We start from the raw sequence: 18,922 nt of genomic DNA on the forward strand, positions 1-18,922 counted from the left end.
CCTGCGACCACGTCGCCTCGTCGGCCGGCCGGGCCGACGACAAGCGCCAACCGATGACCGACAGGACGACAGGACGACAGGACGACGATGCCACTCATCCGGACACCCGCGACAGCGAAAGGCCGGCTCGTCCGGCACGTGCTGGCCTACAACGCTGCACGTCTGGCTCTCGTCGCCGTCGCGGCGGGAGTAATCGTCGTCGTCGATGCCCTGACAGGTCTCGATCTCCCTGTCGTGCTCGTCCTGCTCATCGCGCTGGCGACGAGTCTGCCGCTGTCGGCGTTCGCACTGAGACAACTACGTCGAACGATCAACGCTGACATCGAGGCGGTGGATCGAGAACGTTCGGCCACACGATCAGCCCCCCGCAGCGCACCAGCACCCCGCCGGAACACCGACAAACGAGCATGAGCGCGGCGACCCTGCTGCAGGTCGACCATGCTGTTCGACGAAGTGCGGGACGGTCACCGACGCTCCCGATGGCCGTTCTCACCGCGAGTACGCCACCACAGTGGGGTGGTCGTGGCCCGTCGGGCCGAGTTTCGCGGCTCCACCGGGCGAGCCGAGATCGTCGAAGAAGTCGGCGTTGACGGTGACGTAGTGGGCCCACTCGGCGGGGAGGTCGTCTTCGTAGAAGATGGCCTCGACGGGGCAGACCGGTTCGCACGCACCGCAGTCGACGCACTCGTCCGGGTGGATGTAGAGCATCCGTCGGCCTTCGTAGATGCAGTCGACGGGGCATTCTTCGATGCATGCCTTGTCGGTGACGTCGATACACGGTTCGGCGATCACGTACGTCACGGCGCCGAGGGCCCCGGTGCGGCGGTGCTGTCGTCCGGGACCGCGTCCGGAACCAGGCGCGGCACGTAGCGGACGTAGAGCACCATGCCGATCAGCTCCACCAGGGTCTGCGTCACGACCACCACCGCGGCCAGGCTCAACGCCGGCGGCAGCGCCAGGGCGAGGGGCAGCACGACCAGCGAGTTGCGGGTGGCGCCGGAGAACACCAGCGCCCGCGTCGCCGGCACGTCCTGCCCGAACACTCTCCCGGCGCCGACACCGATGAACGCCATCACGATCAGGAACACCACGAAGATGGCGGCGGCCGCCGCGAGTTGATCGACGCGGCTGCGGACGGCGTCGATCTGGGAGGCGACGACGACGGCGAGCGTCACCATCATCACCGGCACCATCGCCGCCGCCATCACCTCCATCAGCCGCTCGCCCGCGGGTCGGCGCCGCGCCCACCACTGCGTCGCCGCCGCCAGCGCCAGCGGGATGACGATGAGCAGGACGAACGCTTCGACGAAGGGTGCGATGTCGATGATCGACACCGTGTCGGACCCGACGAACAACCACAGCCACAACGGCAGCAGCGCGATCTGCAGCAGCATCAACAACGGCGCCCCGGCCAGCAGGCGTTCCGATGCGGCGCCGGCCAGGCCGCTGAAGACGATGACGTAGTCGATGCACGGGGCGAGCAGCACCAGCACAACCCCGACCAGGACCGCCTCATTGGCGGCGACGATGCGCGTCAGAGCGAACACCACGATCGGGACGACCACGAAGTTCAGGACGATGACCGCGGTGGTGAATCGGGCATCCCGCAGGGAGCGGCCGATCGCGGCGAACGGCACGGCGAGGAACGTGGCGTAGAGCAGCACGATCAGCACCGGGTTGATGGCGTGCTCGAACGTCGGCGCCGAGGCGGGAACAGCGAGGCCCACTGCGGCACCGACGGCGAGAGCGAGGAGGTACAAGCCGATCTGGTGGGTGTCCCACCACTGCACCACCGAGGTCCGCCGCGATCCGGTCATGACACGTGCCCGGGTGTGGTGATCGTCGATGCCAACCAGCTGCACTGTGGGTTGCACGGCGTCGACGCATCGGGAGTGTCGTCGAGACGGTCCAGCGCGCCGGTCAGCGCGTCCCGCAGTACCGTCAGCTGCGCGATCGACTCCTCCGCTCGGGCGATGTGCTCACGCAGGGCTGGCCGCAGCCCGGACTTCACCGCGGCGCAGGAGTCGTTCTCCCACACCCGCAGGATCGTCTTGATCTGCGGCAGAGTCAGATTCAGGCTCTTCGCGGCGGTGATGAACGCCAACCGCTGCTGGGCTCGCTCGTCGTAGATTCGGTACCCGTTCGGGGCCCGGTCCGCCGGGAGCAGACCCTCGCTCTCGTAGAAGCGCAGCGTCGTCGCCGGCACTCCCGTCGCCGAGGATAGTTGCGAGATCAGCAGAGCGGCCATGACCGCACACTAAAGGTTCGAGTCAGCTCGAAGGCAAGTCGGCCGAGTCGACGGCACGACGGGTCAGCGGCAGCACGCGGGGTCGAGGACTACTCGGAGCGCGTCGAGTGCCTCCGGGCGCGCGGAGTAGTACACGTTCATGCCCCGCCGCTGGGAGACCACCATGCCGGCCTTGCGGAGCTGTCCGAGGTGGTGGCTGACAGTGGATTCGGCGAGACCGAGCGCGTCGGCGAGGTCGCATGTGCACACAGCGCCGGCAGTATCGGTGAGCAGCAACGACATCAAGCGGATTCGCATCGGGTCCGCGAGCGCCTTGAGCCGCACGGCCACCTCGAGCGCGGCATGCTCGTCCATCGGTGCTGCGGAGACGGGGGCGCAGCACACCGGGGTGGTGGTATCGATGATCGGCAGCGTCTTGGGCACGCACCCGACTCTACAACGTTCTTGACATATGTCGAATACGTGGCGCACCCTGTGGTGGTCTCTGATTCGACATATATCGCAACCTCGGAGGTTTGCCATGTCTCGCGCTCAGCTCGCCCTCAACGTCGACGACATAGACACCGCGATCACGTTCTACAGCAAGCTCTTCGGCGTGGCGCCGGCGAAGGTCAAGCCCGGCTACGCCAACTTCGCCATCACCGAACCGCCCTTGAAGCTGGTGCTGATCGAGAACCCCGGCAAGGGCGGCACCATCAACCACCTCGGCGTCGAGGTCGACTCGTCGAGCCGGGTGCACGAGGAGATCGCCCGCCTGACCGGCGAAGGGCTGTTCACCGACGAGGAGATCGGCACGACCTGCTGCTTCGCCACCCAGGACAAGGTGTGGGTGACCGGTCCCGGTGGGGAGCGCTGGGAGGTCTACACCGTTCTCGCGGACTCCGACACCTTCGGATCGCACCCGATCCCGGCGCCCGCACCCAGCGTCACTTCCGGCTCGACGTCGACGGCCACATCCTGCTGCTGACGCCCGCCCGCGTCGGCTCACCCCCATCGCACGGAACCACCCCGCCGTGGTCGTCCGATCAGCCCGTCAGGGTCGCGGTGAGGTGCTCCACCGCGTGGCGTGCTGTGCTGCCGACACCGATGAGCGTTGCCGACGCGGGCCCGGTCCAGTCGCCGTAGCCGAGAAAGACCATGGTGGGTTCGCCGGCGGCGTGCAGACCGTCCATCGCGATGCCGCCGTCAGTGGTGGGCAGGTGCAACGGCTGGAGATGCCGCAGCGCCGGCCGGAATCCGGTGCACCACACCACCGCATCGACCCGTTCGGCGCCGCCGTCGTCGGTGACGACACCCTCGGCCGTGAGTGCGGCGAACATCGGATGCGCCTGTAGGGCGCCGCGATCGCGGGCGTCCCGCACCGACGGCACCATGACGACGTCGCCGAGACCGGCCACACCGCCGGTGTCATCGTCGCCGGCGGCGAGTGCGCGGGCGCGGCGGGTGGCGACGTCGAACAACACACGACCGTCGACGTCGTCGGGCAGGAACCGCGGGGGCCTGGTGGTGAACCACAGGGTGTCGGCGACGGTGGAGATCTCGGAGAGGATCTGCGCGGCGGAGTTGCCGCCCCCGACCACCGCGACCCGTTGCCCGGTGAAGGTGCCGGGTCCGTCGTACTGCGCGGTGTGGATCTGACGGCCCAGGAAAGTCCGCATGCCGGGGTAGGTGGGCCAGAACGGCCGAGACCAGGTGCCGGTCGCGTTGATGACCGCCTCCGCTGACCAGGATCCCGCGGTGGTCTCGACCGAGTACCTGAAACCGTTGCGGCGCACCGCGGTCACGGTGACGGGTCGCTGCACCGGCAGCTCATACCGTTGTTCGTACGCGCTGAGGTAGTCGACGACGTGTGATCCGGGCGGGAACTCCTGTGCAGACGGGGGCATCGGCCACCCGGGCAACCGGGAGTGCGCGGCGGGGGAGAACAGGTGCAATGACGGCCAGTACTCCCGCCAGGACCCACCAGCGGCCGGCTGGTCGTCGAGAATTACATACTCGAGGCCCGCTCGGCGGAGGTAGTACCCGGCGGCGAGGCCTGCCTGACCGCCGCCGATGACCACCACCCGAACATCGGTGGTGGTCATCGGGTTCGTGCCGTCGGTGTGCAGTGCGGTGATGGCGTCAGTCCCGCAGGCGGGCAGCGAGTTCGTCGACGCGAGCGGCGATGTCGTCGCGCACCAGACGCATCCGCTCGATGCCCTCGATGCCCCGCGCGGAGGGCTCGTCGGTGTCCCAGTTCAGGTAGGTCGGTCCGTCGACCGGGTCGACGGTCGCCTCGCTGCCGAGGGTGATCACGTAGTCCATCCGCGCCAGCAACTCCGGATCGATCGGCTTGGGGTGTTCCCCGGACAGGTCCACCCCGACCTCGAGCAGCGTCTGCGCCGACAGGGCGTTGACGGAGCTGCCGGGGGCGGTGCCGGCGGAGTGCACCTCGACATCGTCGCCGGCGGCCCTGCGCATCAGGCCTGCTGCCATCTGCGACTTGCCGCCGTTCTTCACGCACACGAACAGCACACTCGGGGCGCTCATCGCGCTGCGTCCGCTTCTGCGGGCACGAGTTCGACCAGGAGGTCCTCCACACGGGCCTTGATCTGGTCGCGGATCGGGCGCACCGCCTCGAGGCCCTTGCCGGCGGGGTCGGGCAGCGCCCAGTCCCGATAGCTGACGCCCGGGAAGACCGGGCAGGCGTCGCCGCAGCCCATGGTGATCACCACGTCGGAGGTCTCCACGGCGTCGGGAGTGAGGATCTTCGGGGACTGGTCGGAGATGTCGATGCCGATCTCGGCCATCGCCTCGACGGCGGCGGAGTTGATGGTCTCGGCGGGGGCACTGCCGGCGGAGCGGACCTCGACGGCGCCGCCGCCGAGGTGGGTGAGGAAGCCGGCGGCCATCTGCGACCGGCCCGCGTTGTGGACGCAGACGAACAGCACACTGGGTGTGTCGGACATGGGAGAGTGCACCTTTCGGGTGTTCAAGGGCGGGGGATGGTCAGGCGTGTGCGGGGGCGCTCAGCTCGGCGAGGAGCGTGGTGATGCGGGTGTCGAGGTCGTCGCGGATGCGGCGCACCTCGTCGATGTTCTTGCCGTCGGGGTCGTCGAGATCCCAGTCCAGGTACCGCTTTCCGGGGTAGACGGCACAGGCGTCGCCGCAGCCCATCGACACCACGACGTCCGCGGCGGCGACGACGTCGTCGGTGAGCGGCTTCGGATACGCATCGCCCAGGTCGATGCCCAGCTCGTCCATCGCCTCGGCCACGACCGGGTTGATCGCGTAGGTGGGCGCGGACCCGGCGGAGCGGACATGGACGCGCCCGGCGCCGTGGTGGGTCAGCAGTGCCGCCGCCATCTGCGAGCGGCCCGCGTTGTGCACACAGATGAACAGCACTTCCGGCACTTCCTTCGGGGCGTCGCCGGTCGACTGCGCGAGTGCGGTGAGCCGGTCGGCGGCGAACCGCCCTGCGAGGGTGGTCAAGTGGGTGTGGATCTTCGAGGTGCGGCGCAGTGCGGTGTAGGACTCGAAGACGTACCGCTCCACCGTCTGCGGGGAGAAGATGCCGGCGTACTTCGCCGACAGTGTCTGCGCGGTGCGGGTCAGGACCGCCTGCGGCATGAGCAGTTCCGGTTGTGCGCGGTGCTCGGACATCACGATTCCTTGCTCTGGGGAACCGGCGCGGTCGCGGACGGCGAGGAAGTGAAGCGCTTGCGGAGAGCGAGCGAGACGTAGACCAGGCCCACCAGGACGGGGACCTCGATCAGCGGTCCGACGACGCCGGCGAGGGCTTGGCCGGAGGTGGCTCCGTAGGTGGCGATCGCGACGGCGATGGCGAGTTCGAAGTTGTTGCCCGCCGCGGTGAACGCCAGGGTGGTCGTGCGTTCGTAGCCCAGTCCCATCGCTGCGCCGAGGGCGTATCCGCCGCCCCACATCACCGCGAAGTACACCAGCAGCGGCAGCGCGATGCGGACGACGTCGAGGGGCTGGGAGGTGATGCGGTCGCCCTGCAGGGCGAACAGGACGACGATCGTGAACAGCAGTCCGTAGAGCGCCCACGGCCCGATCTTCGGGATGAACGAGGTCTCGTACCACTCGCGTCCCTTGGCGCGTTCCCCGAAGTACCGCGAGGCGAATCCGGCGATCAACGGAATGCCCAGGAAGATCAGGACCGACTTCGCGATCTGCCACGGTGATGCCTCGATGGTGGTCTGGTCGAGGCCGAGCCAGCCAGGAAGCACGGAGAGGTAGAACCAGCCGAGGACGGCGAACATGATCACCTGGAACACCGAGTTGATGGCCACGAGGACGGCTGCGGCCTCGCGGTCGCCGCAGGCGAGGTCGTTCCAGATGATGACCATCGCGATGCACCGGGCGAGTCCGACGATGATCAGCCCGGTCCGGTATTCGGGCAGGTCGGGGAGGAACAGCCAGGCGAGCGCGAACATCAGTGCGGGGCCCAGGATCCAGTTCAGGGCAAGGGAACCCAGTAGCAGCTTCTTGTCGCCGGTGACCGTGTCGAGCCGGTCGTAACGGACCTTCGCCAGCACCGGGTACATCATGATCAGCAGGCCGATCGCGATGGGGAGGGACACGCCGTCCACGGAGATGGACGACAGCGCGTCGTTCATCCCGGGGATCATGCGTCCAAGCAGCAGCCCGACGACCATCGCTACGCCGATCCACACCGGGAGGAAGCGGTCGAGGGTGGAGAGCTTGCCGACGACGGCGGGGTGGTCGGTGGTGTTCGCCGCGGTGCTCATGCGCTCACCAACGCAACACCGACGGGATTCGCGTCTCCGGCGGTCGGATCCGTTGCGGCGAGAACCGACGACAACTGCTGCAACGCAGCGGGAATGACCCAGTAGTAGACCCATGTTCCGCGGCGCTCGCAGTCGAGCAGGCCGGCTTCGCGCAGGACTTTGAGGTGGTGGGAGATCGTCGGTTGCGACAGGTCGAAGGACCCGGAGATGTCGCAGACGCACGCCTCGCCGCTCTCGTGACTGGCCACCAGGCTCAGCAGGCGCAGACGGACGGGATCGCCGAGTGCCTTGAACATCCGCGCCAGATCACCGGCCCAGTCGGTGGTCAGAGGTTCGCGAACCAGCGGGGAGCAGCACTCGCTGTCCGACGCCACGATGGGGGCGGTGTGTTTCGACATGCGTCTATATTGATGGTCGGCGAATCAGGCGTCAAAAGAATACCGCGTGAACGACCCCGATCGGAGCGTCGGAGCGTCGGTGTTGCCGGGTCAGGAGGCGTTGTCGCCGGTGGCACCGGGCTCGTGCCTCGCGTCGGTCTCGGTATGGAAGGTGATCAGGTTGCCGTCGGTGTCGACGGTGGCGAACTCCATCGATCCCCAGTCCGTCGTGACGGGGCGGCCCACGTCTGCGCGGTGAAGAACGCCCGCTCCGGACAACTCGGTGTACAGGTCGTCGATCTCGTCCACGGCGATGCGGCAACTGGCAGTGCCCGCGAGGAACGTCTCGGCTCCACTGCACACCGGCCACGGCGCAGGGTCGGTGCGGGTGGTCCAGCTGTCGTCGTCGGCGGCCCAGAGGTGGATCTCGACGTCGTCACGGGTGAGCTTGGCGAAACTCGGATCCGAGTACCGGGTCGTGAAGCCGAACGAGCGGGCATAGAACGCGACAGCGGACTCGATGTGTCGTACCGGCAGCGCGGGGACCACTCTCGACATGCCCATGAGCAACTCTAACGCCGAAGACCTGCGCGATGAACGGGCTGACACCGCACCCCCGGATCTGCCCGCCAGAGTGACGGGCCGACAGTCGTTGGGTCAGGCCGGCGGCTGCGTAACCCTCTTGCGAAGGGACGTGACCAGTTGATCGACGGTCGGAAGACCAGCCGTACCGGCACCGGTGCGGTAGATGCGGCACGCGAGTTCGGTGAGTTGGACCGCATCGCCGAAGGCATCGACGCCGTCGACGAGGATGGTGGGCGAGCCCGCGAACGCAGAAGCAGCGGCCTCGGCGTCCGATGTGATCAGCCGGTACTCGATCTCGATGTCCGGGAGTCCGATCGCGGTCGCCGCCGTGTGAACTCGGTTTGCCGCGTCCTGCCAGTTCGGGCACTCGTCGAAGTACAGGATCTCCACCTTCATGGGGACGATTGTGCCCCTCGCGGGAACGGGCCGCGTGCGATCACGTGGTGGCGCCGCGTTGCGGCATCTGCGGTCGGACCACACGGTGATACCCGTAGGGGGTATCTCTTGGTACGGTGGCGAGATGTCTGAGGGTGTTCGGCGGCGATCGTCTGCGCTCTCGATGCTGTGGACGGTGTTGATCGCGCTCGGTGTGGTGCTGATGCACACGACCCTGCCCGTCCCCACCGCCGCGGCCCATGACGCGATGCCCGCACCAGGGCAGCCGAACAGCGTGGTCGTCCACCACTCTGCTGACACACACACCGTCGACGTCGAGACGTCGGCAGCGCATATGCCGTGCCCGAGCGGCCACGACATGGTGCATCCGTGCATCGGGACGGTCACGTCTTTCCCTGCGATGCCGGTGCCGACCGGGACCGCCGAGCTCATGCCAGCACTCGACACCGTGTCCGACCGCGTTGTCGCGATCGTGGCTCGGGCAGGTCGTGCGCCCCCGTGGGCTGTGCGCTCGCTGGACAAGTCGGTACTTCTTCGGGTGTGACGGAGAGTCCGGGGCCATGGCGCTCCGGCGGATCGCACGCAGATCCACCTCGTCTTTCGTTCGACACACCTCAGGAGTACTTCCATGCGCATCAACAGAAAAACGACCACTGTCCTCGCCGCCGCGGCGGTCGGCATCACTCTCCTCGCAGGGTGTAGCGACGACGGATCGGACACGTCGATGGAGGGCCACTCGATGGGCTCGTCCACCTCGATGGAGTCTTCGTCGGCGCAGTCCGCGGATCCCGCAGCGAACTTCACCGACGCCGATGTCATGTTCGCGTCGATGATGTATCCCCATCACGCGCAGGCCGTCGAGATGGCCACCATGGTCGACGGGCGCACGACGAACCCGGAGATCGTCGCCCTGGCAGGGGAGATCGCCGCCGCCCAGAAACCCGAGATGGAGCAGTTGACGTCGTGGTTGGCGCAGTGGGGTCAGCCGGCACCGTCGTCTGACGCGAGCTCGATGGAGGGTATGGACCACGGATCGGGCAGCGGGATGATGACCGCACAGGACATGGATTCGCTGATGGCCGCGTCAGGTGCCGACTTCGACCGGCAGTGGCTGACGATGATGATCGCCCACCACCAGGGCGCGGTCACGATGGCGGAGAAGGAGATCGCCGACGGCTCCAACACGGATGCGGTCGCGATGGCCCGCACCATCGTCGAGACGCAGAACGCCGAGATCTCTCGCATGCAGCAGCTCCTGGGCTGACCGAGAACCCGGCCCGACCCGCTGCCGCGGGTTCTGCTCGACGAACGAGGCAGCCCCGCACCGATATCGGTGCGGGGCTGCATCGTTCCGGAGGGGCGCAGGTCAGTGCTGCGGGGTGCCCGCGCCGGGCCGTAGATCGAGTCGGCGGAGCAGTTGGGCGTTGGCGGCGACGATGATCGTCGACAGGGACATCAGGATCGCCCCCACCGACATCGGCAGCACGAACCCGATCGGAGCGAGCACGCCGGCGGCCAGCGGCACGGAGAGCAGGTTGTATCCGGCGGCCCACCAGAGGTTCTGCTTCATCTTCCGATACGCAGCGCGGGAGAGGTCGACCACCGACAGCACCGAGCGGGGGTCGTCACTGGCGAGGATCACCCCCGCGGAGGCGATCGCCACATCCGTGCCGGCCCCGATGGCGATGCCGACGTCGGCGCGGGCGAGGGCGGGGGCGTCGTTGACACCGTCACCGACCATCGCGACCTTCCTGCCCTCGCCCTGCAGGTCCGCCACCCGCTGCGCTTTGTCCTCGGGGCGAACCCCGGCGAAGTAGCGGTCGATACCCAGCTCACCGGCGACCGAGGCGGCGACCGCGTCGGCGTCGCCGGTGATCATGACCACCTGCACCCCACGGGCGTGCAGATCGGCCACCGCAGCGCGGGACTCGGGGCGGATCTCGTCGGCCAGTTTCAACGCTCCGATCACGGCGCCGTCGGCGACGACATGCAAGATGATGGCCCCGTCCTGGCGCCACCGATCGGCCGTGTCGAGCTCGGAGCGGTGCTCCTGCTCGAGCATCGCCGGACCACCCACCCGCACGGCGGCGCCGTCGACGACCGCGGACACCCCGACCGCGGGAGAGGACCGGAAGTCCTGCGCAGACGGGATATCGAGTCGGCGGCCCTCAGCAGCGGCGACGATCGCGCGTGCCAACGGGTGCTCGGAGTCCGCTTCCGCAGCGGCCGCCAGCGCCAGAACCTCCTCGGCGGTGCGCCCGTCGACCGCTTCGACGTCGGTGACGGCGGGTTCCCCGCGGGTGAGGGTGCCGGTCTTGTCGAACAGCACGGTGTCGACGGTGCGCATGGATTCGAGTGCGAGGCGGTCCTTGATCAGGACGCCGCCGCGGGCGGCACGTTCGGTCGCGATGGACACCACCAGCGGAATTGCCAACCCCAGCGCGTGGGGGCAGGCGATGACCAGGACGGTGATCGTGCGGATCACCGCGTCGTCGGGGGAGCCGAGGAGGGTCCACGCGGCGGCGGTGAGAACGGCGGCGCCGAGGGCGAACCAGAACAGCCACGCCGCGGCGATGTCCGCGATCCGCTGCGCCCGCGACGTCGAGTTCTGCGCGTCGCTGACCAGGCGCCGGATCCCGGCGAGAGTGGTGTCCTCGCCGATCGCGGACACACGCACGCGGATTCCGGAGTCGGTGGCGACGGTGCCGGCGACGACGGTGTCCCCGTCGCTGCGGCGCACTGTCCGGGATTCGCCGGTGATCATCGACTCGTCCATGCTCGCCGCCCCGGAGACGACGACACCGTCGGCCGGGACCCGGCCGCCGGGGCGCACGACCACCACGTCCCCGACCTGCAGTTGCGCCGGATCCACGACGGTCACCTCACCATCGGCGTCGACCCGCTCGGCGGTGTCGGGCAGCAGTGCGGCCAGCGAGTCCAGTGCCGACGTCGTCTGCGCGAGCGATCGCATCTCGATCCAGTGCCCCAGCAGCATGATCACGATCAGCAGTGCCAGCTCCCACCAGAAGTCGAGCTGATGATCGAGCAGACCGACGCTCGCACCGAGAGACGAGACGAAGGCGACGGTGATCGCCAACGCGATCAACAGCATCATTCCCGGTGTGCGGCTGCGGATCTCGCCGACCGCACCGGTGAGAAACGGGGAGCCACCCCACACGAACATGACCGTGCCCAGCACGGGGGACACCCACCCGATCCAGGAGCTGTCCGGCAGTGAGTACCCGAGGATCATCGCGAACATGTCCGACGCTGCGATCACCGGAACCGCCAGGACTGCCATCACCCAGAACAACCTGCGGAACTGGCCGGCATGATCGCCGTGGCCGCCGTGGCCGCCGTGGCCGCCGTGGCCGCCGTGGCCGCCGTGGCCGCCGGCCATGTCCTGGTGGTCCTGGTGGCCGGCGCTGGCGTGCGATGTCTGGTTCATGGTGCTCCTCGCTCTCGTTGTCGACTGGTGGCTCGACGGGTCCGCGCCGCAGCTCGCGCAACGTCGTTCGTATACCCCCCTGGGGTATGTCGAAACCATACTCCTGCGGTGCGGTCTCGGGAAGGGTGGTCCTCGCGTGGGCTCCTCGGGGTCGGGTGTGACGACGCCGTCGGCGGGCTGTGGAGCTTCGTGGTGCGGGGATCGTTGTATACGTTGAGCTCATGCAGGGACTGGGTGGCCTCGAAGCCGAGGTGATGAACATCTTGTGGTCCACCGACCACTCTCTGTCGGTGCACGACGTCGTCGAGCGTGTCACCGCAGTCGAGGGACGAGCGCCTGCCTACACGACCATTCTCACCGTGGTGCCGAACCTGCATCGGAAGGGCTGGGTGCAACGGGAGAAACGCAGTCGCGCGTTCTTCTACTCACCGACGAGCAGTCGTGCAGAGGCCACGGCGCATGCGCTGCGTGCGCTGCTGGACGACAGCGGCAATTCCGATGCGGTGTTGTTGCATTTCGCCAGGACGGTCACCGATGTCGAGTTCGACGCGTTCCGCCGCGGCCGGAAAGGCGATGGGTCGTGACGCTGGCTGCGATCATGCTGGCCGCGGTCGGTCTGGTCACGGTGGTGGCACCGCGGATCCTGCGCGGGCTCTCGCGGGTAGGGCTCGCCCCGGACGCGGTGATCGCGGCGTGGCTGGGCAGCATGTGCGGCGCTCTGTTCTTCTCCGGTTCGGCGGTCATCGTCTCGCTCTGGCCGGCGCATGCCCCCGCCGAGGCCGCGGCGGAGGCCGTGGCGCGCTGTTGGTCGGTGCTCTCCCACGACGCCGAGATGTGGTTGACCGTGACGGTCTGCGTCGTCCTCACCGTGGGAGTGGGTGCGGCCGTGGTGCGGGGTGTGGTGCTGGGGCGTCGCTCGGTCCGGGTGGCGTCGCGAGTGCGTGCGCGTCACCGCGACGTGATGGCGATCGTGGCCCGCTCCGACGGTGGTGTCATGTGGCTCGATCATCCTTTGCCGTTCGCGTACAGCGTCGCTGGTCGACCCGGACTGGTGGTGGCCACCGACGGGTTGGCGGTGCGTCTGACCCGCAGTGAATGCGCGGCCGTGCTCGCGCACGAACGCGCGCACCTGCGAGGTAGACACCACCGGATCCTCGCGTTCTGCGGTGTCATGGCGGCGACGTTGCCGCGTCTACCGCTGTTCTCCGCCGCACCGCCCGCGGTGGGCGCTCTCGTCGAACTGACGGCGGACCAGCACGCTGCACGCGCCACCAGCGCCGCAGCGGTTCGAGCGGCACTGACAGCGATGACGGCGCCGCCGTGCGATCCGGCGGAGTCGTCGTCGGTGCCGACGGCAGCGTGCGCCTCCCACGACGCCGCCACACGGCTGCGGTCGCTGGCTGGAGACACTCGGGCGCGTCGGCCCTGGTTCTCCTGTATGGCAGCAAGCGCAGCCTTCACCGTCGGTCCCGTCCTGGTGGTCCTGCTCGGTGTCGGGACCTTGTCCGCTCTGGTGTGTTGATCAGCCGACACCGGGCAGCCGACACCGAGCTGGAACACCGATCAGGCGCACGAGGACGGCGCTCCGGCGCCGGTCCACCCGGGGCAGGGTTGCGGAGTGGGTCGAGTGTTGCGCACCCGCGTGTGATGGGAACGCGCGCAATGACTTCACGATCCTCGACGCCGGTCCGCATCCGGTGGGAAACCAACCGATCGGGGTCGTTTCGCGCTGCTACAGTCGGGTCATCGTGAGCGCACATTCCGTCCGTCCTCAGCGCACGCTGAGATACGTGGCGCTGATCGTCGCGATGTATTTCCTCGCGCATGCCCTCGCGCAGTGCGGTGCACTGCTGCTCTCCGATCACGGTTCGACCGTGCACGTCCTCGGCTCGTCGCCGGCGGCGGAACTGCACTCCGGACACGCGCACACCGACGAGGAACCGCACCTGTCGCACGAGATGCACGAGGTCGCGGCCATGCCGAGATCGGACAACGTCCTGCGGGTGTCCGGACCTGCTGCTGTGACTGCTGTGGTGACCCTGGTCGTCATGATGTTGGCGGCGACCCCGCGTACTCCCCGCGCGCCTCCGGTGCCACCTGCCCCGGCCCGCTCCGGGACCACGATTCTGCGCACCCTCTGTATCGATCGGCGCTGACAGCCGCCGAGCCGTCCGTTCCTCCGGACTGCTCGGTCGTTGCTGCTCACCACTGATGCACTGCACTCGTTGCAGTCCGATACAGGGATCACTCACACATGAACAGTGCCGTTCACCCCCCAGTCGTCTCGTCGTCCGCCCGGCTTCTGACCACCGCTGAACGCTGCCTCGAGCCGGCGACGATGGTCGGCAACACCCCCGTCCTGTGGGTCGGGGAACCGTTCGCCGGTCCGGGCCGCGGCTTCTGGGCCAAGCTCGAAGGAAATAATCCCGGAGGTATGAAGGACCGCCCGGCCCTGCACATGGTCGAGCGTGCGAAAGCACGCGGAGATCTCGCGCCCGGTGCGGAGATCATCGAGTCGACCAGCGGCACACTCGGCCTGGGTCTGGCTCTGGCCGGGATCACTCACCACCACCCGGTGACCCTGGTCACCGACCCCGGGCTCGAACCGATCGTGCATCGGATGTTGTCCGCGTACGGGGCGACCGTCGACATCGTCACCGACCCGCATCCGACGGGAGGGTGGCAGGAGGCGCGCCGCAACAGGGTCGCCGAACTGCTCGCGGCGACACCGGGAGCGTGGTGTCCGGACCAGTACACCAACCCGGACAACGTGGACGCCTACGAATCTCTCGCACTCGAACTCGCCTCCCAGTTGGGTCGGGTGGACGTCCTGGTCTGTTCGGTCGGTACCGGCGGACATTCCGCCGGTGTGGCGCGGGTCCTACGACGATACTGCCCGGACATGAGGCTGGTCGGGGTCGACGCCGTCGGCTCCACGATCTTCGGTCAGCCCGCACGGGCTCGGCTGATGCGCGGTCTGGGTTCGAGCATCTATCCCGACAACATCGACTACCCGGCCTTCGACGAGGTGCACTGGGTGGCTCCGCACGAAGCTGTGTGGTCGTGCCGCACACTGGCCTCCACTCATCACGCCAGTGGTGGATGGAGTGTGGGCGCCGTCGCGTTGGCCGCAGGGTGGGTCGCTCGGACCAGTGCACCGGAGACCCGGGTGGCGGCGATCTTCCCGGACGGCCCGCAGCGGTACTTCGACACCATCTACAACGACGACTACTGCGCCGAACACGGTCTGCTCGACACCGACCCACCCCTCGGGCCGGTGACCATCGAGGACCCGTCGGGGAGCGTGGTGTCGGCGTGGACTCGCTGTTCGACCGTCGTCGACCCCACCGGGCGGCCCTCGTGAGTTCGGTGGTGCGCAGCTTCCGCAGCTTCGAGCGGCCCACCCAGATCCTGATGGTCAACCAGTTCTCGATCAACGTCGGCTTCTACATGCTGATGCCCTACCTCGCGGGGTACCTGGCGGGTCCGCTCGGATTGGCGGCGTGGGTGGTCGGTCTGGTGCTGGGCGTGCGCAACTTCTCGCAGCAGGGGATGTTCCTCCTCGGGGGCACCCTTGCCGACCGGTTGGGATACAAGCCCCTCATCGTCGCCGGGTGCCTGCTGCGTGTGGCCGGCTTCGGCCTCCTGGCGGTCGTGGAGTCGTTGCCGGCCATCCTGATCGCCTCGGTGGCCACCGGCTTCGCCGGCGCACTGTTCAATCCGGCGGTGCGTGCCTATCTGGCCGCGGACGCCGGACCTCGCCGGGTCGAGGCGTTCGCGGTGTTCAACATCTTCTACCAGGCGGGGATCCTGCTCGGTCCGCTCGTGGGACTGGCGTTGACCTCCTTCGACTTCCGTACCACCGCGTTCGCGGCGGCAGCGGTGTTCGCCGTCCTGACGGTGGTGCAGATCTGGGGACTGCCCGCCCACAATGGGGACCAGGTGACCGGGTCGCGATCGGTCGCCGAGGACTGGCGTGTGGTGGTGTCGAATCGGCCGTTCGTGCTGTTCGCTGCGGCGATGATCGGGTCGTACGTGTTGTCCTTCCAGGTCTACCTGGCCCTGCCGTTGCAAGCGGCGACCATCGTCGGCGGCGAGGGCGACACCGTTCTGGTGACCGCGTTGTTCGTCGTCTCGGGTCTCGTGGCGATAGTCGGCCAGCTCCGGATCACCTCGTGGTGTGCTCGACGCTTCGGCACCGGGCCGTCACTGGTGGTCGGCATGCTGATCATGTCCGGAGCCTTCGTCCCACTCGCCCTGATCCCGGGCCCCGACGTTCTGGGGGCTCCGATGGCGATCGCAGCACTGCTCGCCTCGGCGGCGGTTCTCGCGGTGGGTACCGCAGCGGTGTTCCCGTTCGAGATGGACACCGTGGTCGCCATGTCCGGAGGGAAGCTGGTGGCAACTCACTACGGGTTCTACAACACCGTGGTCGGCGTGGGCATCCTGCTCGGGAACCTGGGAACGGGGGCTGTGTTCGGCAGCCTCGGCGACGCCGGTCTGCAGTCGCTGATCTGGGTGATACTCACGACGCTCGGTGTCGGTTGTGCGGCAGCACTGTTCGTGCTGCACCGATCCGGGTCGTTGACTGCGCCTGCACACGACGTCGCCGGGGACGCGCCGGACGCGGACGCGGACGCCGTCGGTGACGGCGAGGTCAGGTCCCGCCCCTGACCGGTGCGACTCCCACCGCGGCGAGGTCGCCCACGTCGGCGACGGGGCGACCTCGCAAGCAGCGTCGAACTTCCGGGACCGAACCCTGTTCGAGGCCGGTCACACTCGGGACAGGGGCGACTCGGCCACACCGCGAGCAGCCAACCACCGGAACGGATCCGTCTTGGCCCCGTCCGGATTCGTCGTCTCGAAATGCAGATGCGGTCCGGTCGACTGACCGCGGTTGCCGACCGTCGCGATCTGATCTCCCGCCGAGACCTGTTGTCCCACCTCGACGAACGTCTCGTCGATGTGTCCGTACGTACTGGTCGACCCGTCGGCGTGCTGCAACTGGATCCACAGACCGAACCCGGACGCCGGCCCCGACTCGATCACCGTGCCCGACGCCGCGGCGTACACCGGAGTCCCGATCTCGTTGGCGATGTCGACTCCGGCGTGGACCTCTCCCCATCGGGGACCGAACGAGGACGTCACCGTCCCCTCGACCGGGGACACCGCGGAGGGAGCCGGCGCCGCCTGCTCGATCCAGGGCAGGTCACCGACCGAGGCCCCGGCGACGAGATCCGGAACGGACGCCGGGACACCGGGCTCGGTGAAGGCCCGGGCATCCGGGACAGCCCCGGGAGACGTCGGAGCCTGCGCGAGAGGAGGATTCGACACACCCGAGGGCCGGCCGGTCACCGTGGCGAGGGGGTCGCTCGCGAACTGATCGATCGCCGCCCCCACCTCGGGAATCGCCGCCCACCACGACCCGGTCGACGCGGGCGCGGGAGTGAGCGTCTGCGCTTCGGGAGGCGCGTCGACCGGGTGCGCAGCTGCTGTCATCGGCGCCACGAGCTGAGACCCGATCGCCAGGAACGCGCTGGTGGTGACGGTGGCCCACGCGGCGTGTCCCCCGCGGGGCGACTGCTGCCGGTGCCGCCCGGACGCGCGGCGCGGCTCCCACCTCTGACACGGCGATCCGTCACCGTCGTCGACGATTCGGCCGGTGTCCAGCTCGTGGCGTCCCATTCGATGTACTCCTCATTGTTCCCGAGTCCGAAACGACACCGGCGACCTGAAAGATAACGAAACGATATACGAGTGCCGCGTGAAAAACTACGCAACCTAGTATTTCGTCGGCAGGGAAGAAGCTCGGCGTGAGTCGGACGACCCCCGGCCCGAATCGGTGCGGACCGCCCGCATCCGAGAGACCCCATCGTCACCGGCGCCCGAGGTGCCGGTCACGGATGCGCATCGACGGTGCGAGACCACGCGCCGGAGCAGTGCGCCTCCGGTCGACGCCGACCCACGAGAGGGAGATGATCGCGCACCGATGCCCCCTGTCGTCGACCTGACCCCGTGGTTCGGAGACCTCGTCGCTCGACGGCGTGAGTTCCTCGGAATGCACCCGAATCAGATCGCCCACGCGGGCGGCCCGTCCACGGCGACGACCCGCAAGATCGAAGCCGGATGCGGAACCACCACCGCGACGGTCCTGATCCGACTGGACGGAGCCCTGCGCTGGGACGCGGGCGCGTCCACTCGGGCGCTCCTGGGCGGAGAGTCCGGTACCGCAGCCGAGGCTCTGCGCCAGTCCGTCCCTCACCGCGACCGGCCGGACGCCGAGGTCGGACCGCTCCGCCCCAAGACCCAGGAGCGTGCCGAGCGCACCCGCCGCCGAATTCTCGACGCCGTCGCCGCCACTATCGCCCGACAGGGCTCGGCGGGATCCATCAGGGACGTCATGGCGGCAGCGGACATCTCCAAAGGTGCCGTGTACTTCCACTTCGGCTCGAAGGACGCTGTCGTCGTCGCCATGCTCGGCGAAGCCGCGGCGGTGTCTGTTCGCGACAGATGCTGCACACGCGATCGCACCCACACCGACGGCGACGGTGCCGGCGGTGTGCGCGCAGTGGTGGGGAAGTACGTCCATCACGCATCGCGCACCCCGCTCCTGCGCGCAGAGGCCGTGCTGTGGAACGAACCCGCCTACGCCTCGACCGCACGGGCCGGCTCGTACCGAACCCTTCGCGACACCCTGATCGGCATTCTCGAGGAAACTTCGGAACCCGCCGATGCGGTGGCGTCGGCCGATGCCGTGATGGCGATCCTCGGCGGCGTCCTCACCATCCCCGGTGACCGTCACGGCCTCGCCGACCCCGAAGTCTGCGCAACCGTGCACCGACTCATCGCCCCCGTCCTGCGGTGACGCGCCGCGACCGCTCAGAACGACACGCAAACACCGAGGACGGCCGTCCAGACGACAACAGGTGCGGGCAAGGTGTGAGCGACGGGACCAGTCGCCTGCGGCCGGTTAGGCAACTGTGATCCCGCGCCGGCTCTCAAAACGGGACGTGGCGCACCGGGAGGTACGGTCGTTACGACACCAGCCGAAGAGGGCGCTACTGGCGCGAGGCTCCGCGGGAATGCACCCGACTTCTGACGCAGTGCAGCTAACTTC

At 68.4% G+C, this 18,922-nt stretch carries 24 protein-coding genes; 10 read left to right on the forward strand and 14 right to left on the reverse strand.

The window, feature by feature from the left end; all coding sequences use genetic code 11:
- Positions 1 to 87: 87 nt before the first annotated feature.
- Complete coding sequence (locus ACY466_RS04160) at positions 88 to 411, forward strand: DUF4229 domain-containing protein (RefSeq protein ID WP_222647669.1); 324 nt, start codon at positions 88 to 90, stop codon at positions 409 to 411.
- A 78-nt stretch (positions 412 to 489) separates the two neighbouring features.
- Here the strand turns inward: ACY466_RS04160 and fdxA are convergent, their stop codons facing one another.
- From fdxA to ACY466_RS04180, 4 genes are all read right to left on the reverse strand, one after another.
- Positions 490 to 801: a ferredoxin gene (gene fdxA / locus ACY466_RS04165; protein ID WP_222647670.1), complete on the reverse strand. Its 312-nt coding sequence runs from the start codon at positions 799 to 801 to the stop codon at positions 490 to 492.
- Positions 798 to 1,817 (reverse strand): arsenic resistance protein, encoded by a 1,020-nt coding sequence (locus ACY466_RS04170; protein WP_463250042.1) that lies wholly within the window; start codon positions 1,815 to 1,817, stop codon positions 798 to 800. Before ACY466_RS04170 ends, fdxA begins: the two co-directional genes overlap by 4 nt.
- Positions 1,814 to 2,248: a MerR family transcriptional regulator gene (locus tag ACY466_RS04175; protein ID WP_463250044.1), complete on the reverse strand. Its 435-nt coding sequence runs from the start codon at positions 2,246 to 2,248 to the stop codon at positions 1,814 to 1,816. The genes ACY466_RS04170 and ACY466_RS04175 overlap by 4 nt, the downstream gene beginning before the upstream one ends.
- A gap of 63 nt (positions 2,249 to 2,311) precedes the next feature.
- Positions 2,312 to 2,671 carry an Rv2640c family ArsR-like transcriptional regulator gene (locus ACY466_RS04180; RefSeq protein ID WP_222647672.1) on the reverse strand — a complete coding sequence of 120 codons (360 nt, stop codon included), beginning with the start codon at positions 2,669 to 2,671 and terminating at the stop codon, positions 2,312 to 2,314.
- A 97-nt stretch (positions 2,672 to 2,768) separates the two neighbouring features.
- Between ACY466_RS04180 and ACY466_RS04185 the strand changes: the two genes are divergently transcribed.
- A complete protein-coding gene (locus ACY466_RS04185; RefSeq protein WP_222647673.1) occupies positions 2,769 to 3,215 on the forward strand; it encodes an ArsI/CadI family heavy metal resistance metalloenzyme in 447 nt (148 codons plus the stop codon).
- Between the two features lie 58 nt (positions 3,216 to 3,273).
- Here ACY466_RS04185 and ACY466_RS04190 read toward each other — a convergent pair whose 3' ends face one another.
- The 8 genes from ACY466_RS04190 to ACY466_RS04225 all read right to left on the reverse strand — a co-directional run bounded on the left by ACY466_RS04190 (position 3,274) and on the right by ACY466_RS04225 (position 8,357).
- The gene (locus tag ACY466_RS04190; protein WP_222647674.1) at positions 3,274 to 4,332 is read right to left on the reverse strand and encodes an ArsO family NAD(P)H-dependent flavin-containing monooxygenase; all 1,059 of its coding nucleotides are present in this window, start codon (positions 4,330 to 4,332) and stop codon (positions 3,274 to 3,276) included.
- A 37-nt stretch (positions 4,333 to 4,369) separates the two neighbouring features.
- Complete coding sequence (locus ACY466_RS04195) at positions 4,370 to 4,777, reverse strand: arsenate-mycothiol transferase ArsC (protein WP_463250046.1); 408 nt, start codon at positions 4,775 to 4,777, stop codon at positions 4,370 to 4,372.
- A complete protein-coding gene (locus ACY466_RS04200; RefSeq protein WP_222647676.1) occupies positions 4,774 to 5,196 on the reverse strand; it encodes an arsenate reductase ArsC in 423 nt (140 codons plus the stop codon). The genes ACY466_RS04195 and ACY466_RS04200 overlap by 4 nt, the downstream gene beginning before the upstream one ends.
- A gap of 40 nt (positions 5,197 to 5,236) precedes the next feature.
- The gene (locus ACY466_RS04205) at positions 5,237 to 5,890 is read right to left on the reverse strand and encodes an arsenate reductase ArsC (protein WP_222647677.1); all 654 of its coding nucleotides are present in this window, start codon (positions 5,888 to 5,890) and stop codon (positions 5,237 to 5,239) included.
- The gene (gene arsB / locus ACY466_RS04210; RefSeq protein ID WP_222647678.1) at positions 5,890 to 6,999 is read right to left on the reverse strand and encodes an ACR3 family arsenite efflux transporter; all 1,110 of its coding nucleotides are present in this window, start codon (positions 6,997 to 6,999) and stop codon (positions 5,890 to 5,892) included. Before arsB ends, ACY466_RS04205 begins: the two co-directional genes overlap by 1 nt.
- Entirely contained in the window at positions 6,996 to 7,397 is a 402-nt protein-coding gene (locus ACY466_RS04215) for an ArsR/SmtB family transcription factor (protein ID WP_222647679.1), read from the reverse strand. The genes arsB and ACY466_RS04215 overlap by 4 nt, the downstream gene beginning before the upstream one ends.
- 90 nt (positions 7,398 to 7,487) lie before the next feature.
- A complete protein-coding gene (locus ACY466_RS04220; protein WP_222647680.1) occupies positions 7,488 to 7,940 on the reverse strand; it encodes a bleomycin resistance protein in 453 nt (150 codons plus the stop codon).
- Between the two features lie 93 nt (positions 7,941 to 8,033).
- On the reverse strand, positions 8,034 to 8,357 hold the full coding sequence (locus tag ACY466_RS04225) for an alkylmercury lyase (RefSeq protein WP_222647681.1): 324 nt from the start codon (positions 8,355 to 8,357) through the stop codon (positions 8,034 to 8,036).
- A 124-nt stretch (positions 8,358 to 8,481) separates the two neighbouring features.
- Here ACY466_RS04225 and ACY466_RS04230 point away from each other — a divergent pair, with 124 nt between their 5' ends.
- Positions 8,482 to 8,901 carry a hypothetical protein gene (locus ACY466_RS04230; RefSeq protein ID WP_463250049.1) on the forward strand — a complete coding sequence of 140 codons (420 nt, stop codon included), beginning with the start codon at positions 8,482 to 8,484 and terminating at the stop codon, positions 8,899 to 8,901.
- 84 nt (positions 8,902 to 8,985) lie between these two features.
- A complete protein-coding gene (locus ACY466_RS04235) occupies positions 8,986 to 9,621 on the forward strand; it encodes a DUF305 domain-containing protein (RefSeq protein ID WP_463250051.1) in 636 nt (211 codons plus the stop codon).
- A gap of 102 nt (positions 9,622 to 9,723) precedes the next feature.
- On the opposite strand, the gene ACY466_RS04240 is transcribed toward ACY466_RS04235, so the two are convergent.
- Positions 9,724 to 11,757 (reverse strand): heavy metal translocating P-type ATPase, encoded by a 2,034-nt coding sequence (locus ACY466_RS04240; protein ID WP_463252131.1) that lies wholly within the window; start codon positions 11,755 to 11,757, stop codon positions 9,724 to 9,726.
- 269 nt (positions 11,758 to 12,026) lie between these two features.
- On the opposite strand from ACY466_RS04240, the gene ACY466_RS04245 reads away from it, so the two are divergent.
- From ACY466_RS04245 to ACY466_RS04265, 5 genes are all read left to right on the forward strand, one after another.
- Entirely contained in the window at positions 12,027 to 12,389 is a 363-nt protein-coding gene (locus tag ACY466_RS04245; protein WP_463252132.1) for a BlaI/MecI/CopY family transcriptional regulator, read from the forward strand.
- Positions 12,386 to 13,327, forward strand: coding sequence for a M56 family metallopeptidase (locus ACY466_RS04250; protein WP_463250052.1), 942 nt, complete (start codon positions 12,386 to 12,388; stop codon positions 13,325 to 13,327). Before ACY466_RS04245 ends, ACY466_RS04250 begins: the two co-directional genes overlap by 4 nt.
- Before the next feature lie 226 nt (positions 13,328 to 13,553).
- Positions 13,554 to 13,961 carry a putative copper homeostasis (lipo)protein LpqS gene (gene lpqS, locus ACY466_RS04255; protein ID WP_463250054.1) on the forward strand — a complete coding sequence of 136 codons (408 nt, stop codon included), beginning with the start codon at positions 13,554 to 13,556 and terminating at the stop codon, positions 13,959 to 13,961.
- Between the two features lie 98 nt (positions 13,962 to 14,059).
- Positions 14,060 to 15,169 carry a PLP-dependent cysteine synthase family protein gene (locus tag ACY466_RS04260; RefSeq protein ID WP_463250056.1) on the forward strand — a complete coding sequence of 370 codons (1,110 nt, stop codon included), beginning with the start codon at positions 14,060 to 14,062 and terminating at the stop codon, positions 15,167 to 15,169.
- The gene (locus ACY466_RS04265; RefSeq protein ID WP_463252133.1) at positions 15,166 to 16,479 is read left to right on the forward strand and encodes an MFS transporter; all 1,314 of its coding nucleotides are present in this window, start codon (positions 15,166 to 15,168) and stop codon (positions 16,477 to 16,479) included. Before ACY466_RS04260 ends, ACY466_RS04265 begins: the two co-directional genes overlap by 4 nt.
- A 99-nt stretch (positions 16,480 to 16,578) precedes the next feature.
- Here ACY466_RS04265 and ACY466_RS04270 read toward each other — a convergent pair whose 3' ends face one another.
- Complete coding sequence (locus ACY466_RS04270) at positions 16,579 to 17,490, reverse strand: M23 family metallopeptidase (protein WP_463250058.1); 912 nt, start codon at positions 17,488 to 17,490, stop codon at positions 16,579 to 16,581.
- A gap of 304 nt (positions 17,491 to 17,794) precedes the next feature.
- Between ACY466_RS04270 and ACY466_RS04275 the strand changes: the two genes are divergently transcribed.
- On the forward strand, positions 17,795 to 18,670 hold the full coding sequence (locus tag ACY466_RS04275) for a TetR family transcriptional regulator (RefSeq protein WP_463250060.1): 876 nt from the start codon (positions 17,795 to 17,797) through the stop codon (positions 18,668 to 18,670).
- Positions 18,671 to 18,922 lie beyond the last annotated feature (252 nt).

It is taken from the genome of Rhodococcus sp. K11/5, assembly GCF_055193735.1.

Excerpts from the sequence above, each read along its gene's own strand:
- ACY466_RS04170 (WP_463250042.1), bottom strand. The coding sequence starts at position 1,817 with ATGACCGGATCGCGGCGGACCTCGGTGGTGCAGTGGTGGGACACCCAC.
- arsB (WP_222647678.1), bottom strand. The coding sequence starts at position 6,999 with ATGAGCACCGCGGCGAACACCACCGACCACCCCGCCGTCGTCGGCAAG.
- ACY466_RS04175 (WP_463250044.1), bottom strand. The coding sequence starts at position 2,248 with ATGGCCGCTCTGCTGATCTCGCAACTATCCTCGGCGACGGGAGTGCCG.
- ACY466_RS04160 (WP_222647669.1), top strand. The coding sequence starts at position 88 with ATGCCACTCATCCGGACACCCGCGACAGCGAAAGGCCGGCTCGTCCGG.
- ACY466_RS04220 (WP_222647680.1), bottom strand. The coding sequence starts at position 7,940 with ATGGGCATGTCGAGAGTGGTCCCCGCGCTGCCGGTACGACACATCGAG.
- ACY466_RS04225 (WP_222647681.1), bottom strand. The coding sequence starts at position 8,357 with ATGAAGGTGGAGATCCTGTACTTCGACGAGTGCCCGAACTGGCAGGAC.
- ACY466_RS04260 (WP_463250056.1), top strand. The coding sequence starts at position 14,060 with ATGAACAGTGCCGTTCACCCCCCAGTCGTCTCGTCGTCCGCCCGGCTT.
- ACY466_RS04245 (WP_463252132.1), top strand. The coding sequence starts at position 12,027 with ATGCAGGGACTGGGTGGCCTCGAAGCCGAGGTGATGAACATCTTGTGG.
- ACY466_RS04190 (WP_222647674.1), bottom strand. The coding sequence starts at position 4,332 with ATGACCACCACCGATGTTCGGGTGGTGGTCATCGGCGGCGGTCAGGCA.
- ACY466_RS04270 (WP_463250058.1), bottom strand. The coding sequence starts at position 17,490 with ATGGGACGCCACGAGCTGGACACCGGCCGAATCGTCGACGACGGTGAC.
- ACY466_RS04230 (WP_463250049.1), top strand. The coding sequence starts at position 8,482 with ATGTCTGAGGGTGTTCGGCGGCGATCGTCTGCGCTCTCGATGCTGTGG.
- ACY466_RS04215 (WP_222647679.1), bottom strand. The coding sequence starts at position 7,397 with ATGTCGAAACACACCGCCCCCATCGTGGCGTCGGACAGCGAGTGCTGC.
- ACY466_RS04240 (WP_463252131.1), bottom strand. The coding sequence starts at position 11,757 with ATGGCCGGCGGCCACGGCGGCCACGGCGGCCACGGCGGCCACGGCGGC.
- ACY466_RS04205 (WP_222647677.1), bottom strand. The coding sequence starts at position 5,890 with ATGTCCGAGCACCGCGCACAACCGGAACTGCTCATGCCGCAGGCGGTC.
- ACY466_RS04275 (WP_463250060.1), top strand. The coding sequence starts at position 17,795 with ATGCCCCCTGTCGTCGACCTGACCCCGTGGTTCGGAGACCTCGTCGCT.
- ACY466_RS04185 (WP_222647673.1), top strand. The coding sequence starts at position 2,769 with ATGTCTCGCGCTCAGCTCGCCCTCAACGTCGACGACATAGACACCGCG.
- ACY466_RS04235 (WP_463250051.1), top strand. The coding sequence starts at position 8,986 with ATGCGCATCAACAGAAAAACGACCACTGTCCTCGCCGCCGCGGCGGTC.
- ACY466_RS04200 (WP_222647676.1), bottom strand. The coding sequence starts at position 5,196 with ATGTCCGACACACCCAGTGTGCTGTTCGTCTGCGTCCACAACGCGGGC.
- ACY466_RS04195 (WP_463250046.1), bottom strand. The coding sequence starts at position 4,777 with ATGAGCGCCCCGAGTGTGCTGTTCGTGTGCGTGAAGAACGGCGGCAAG.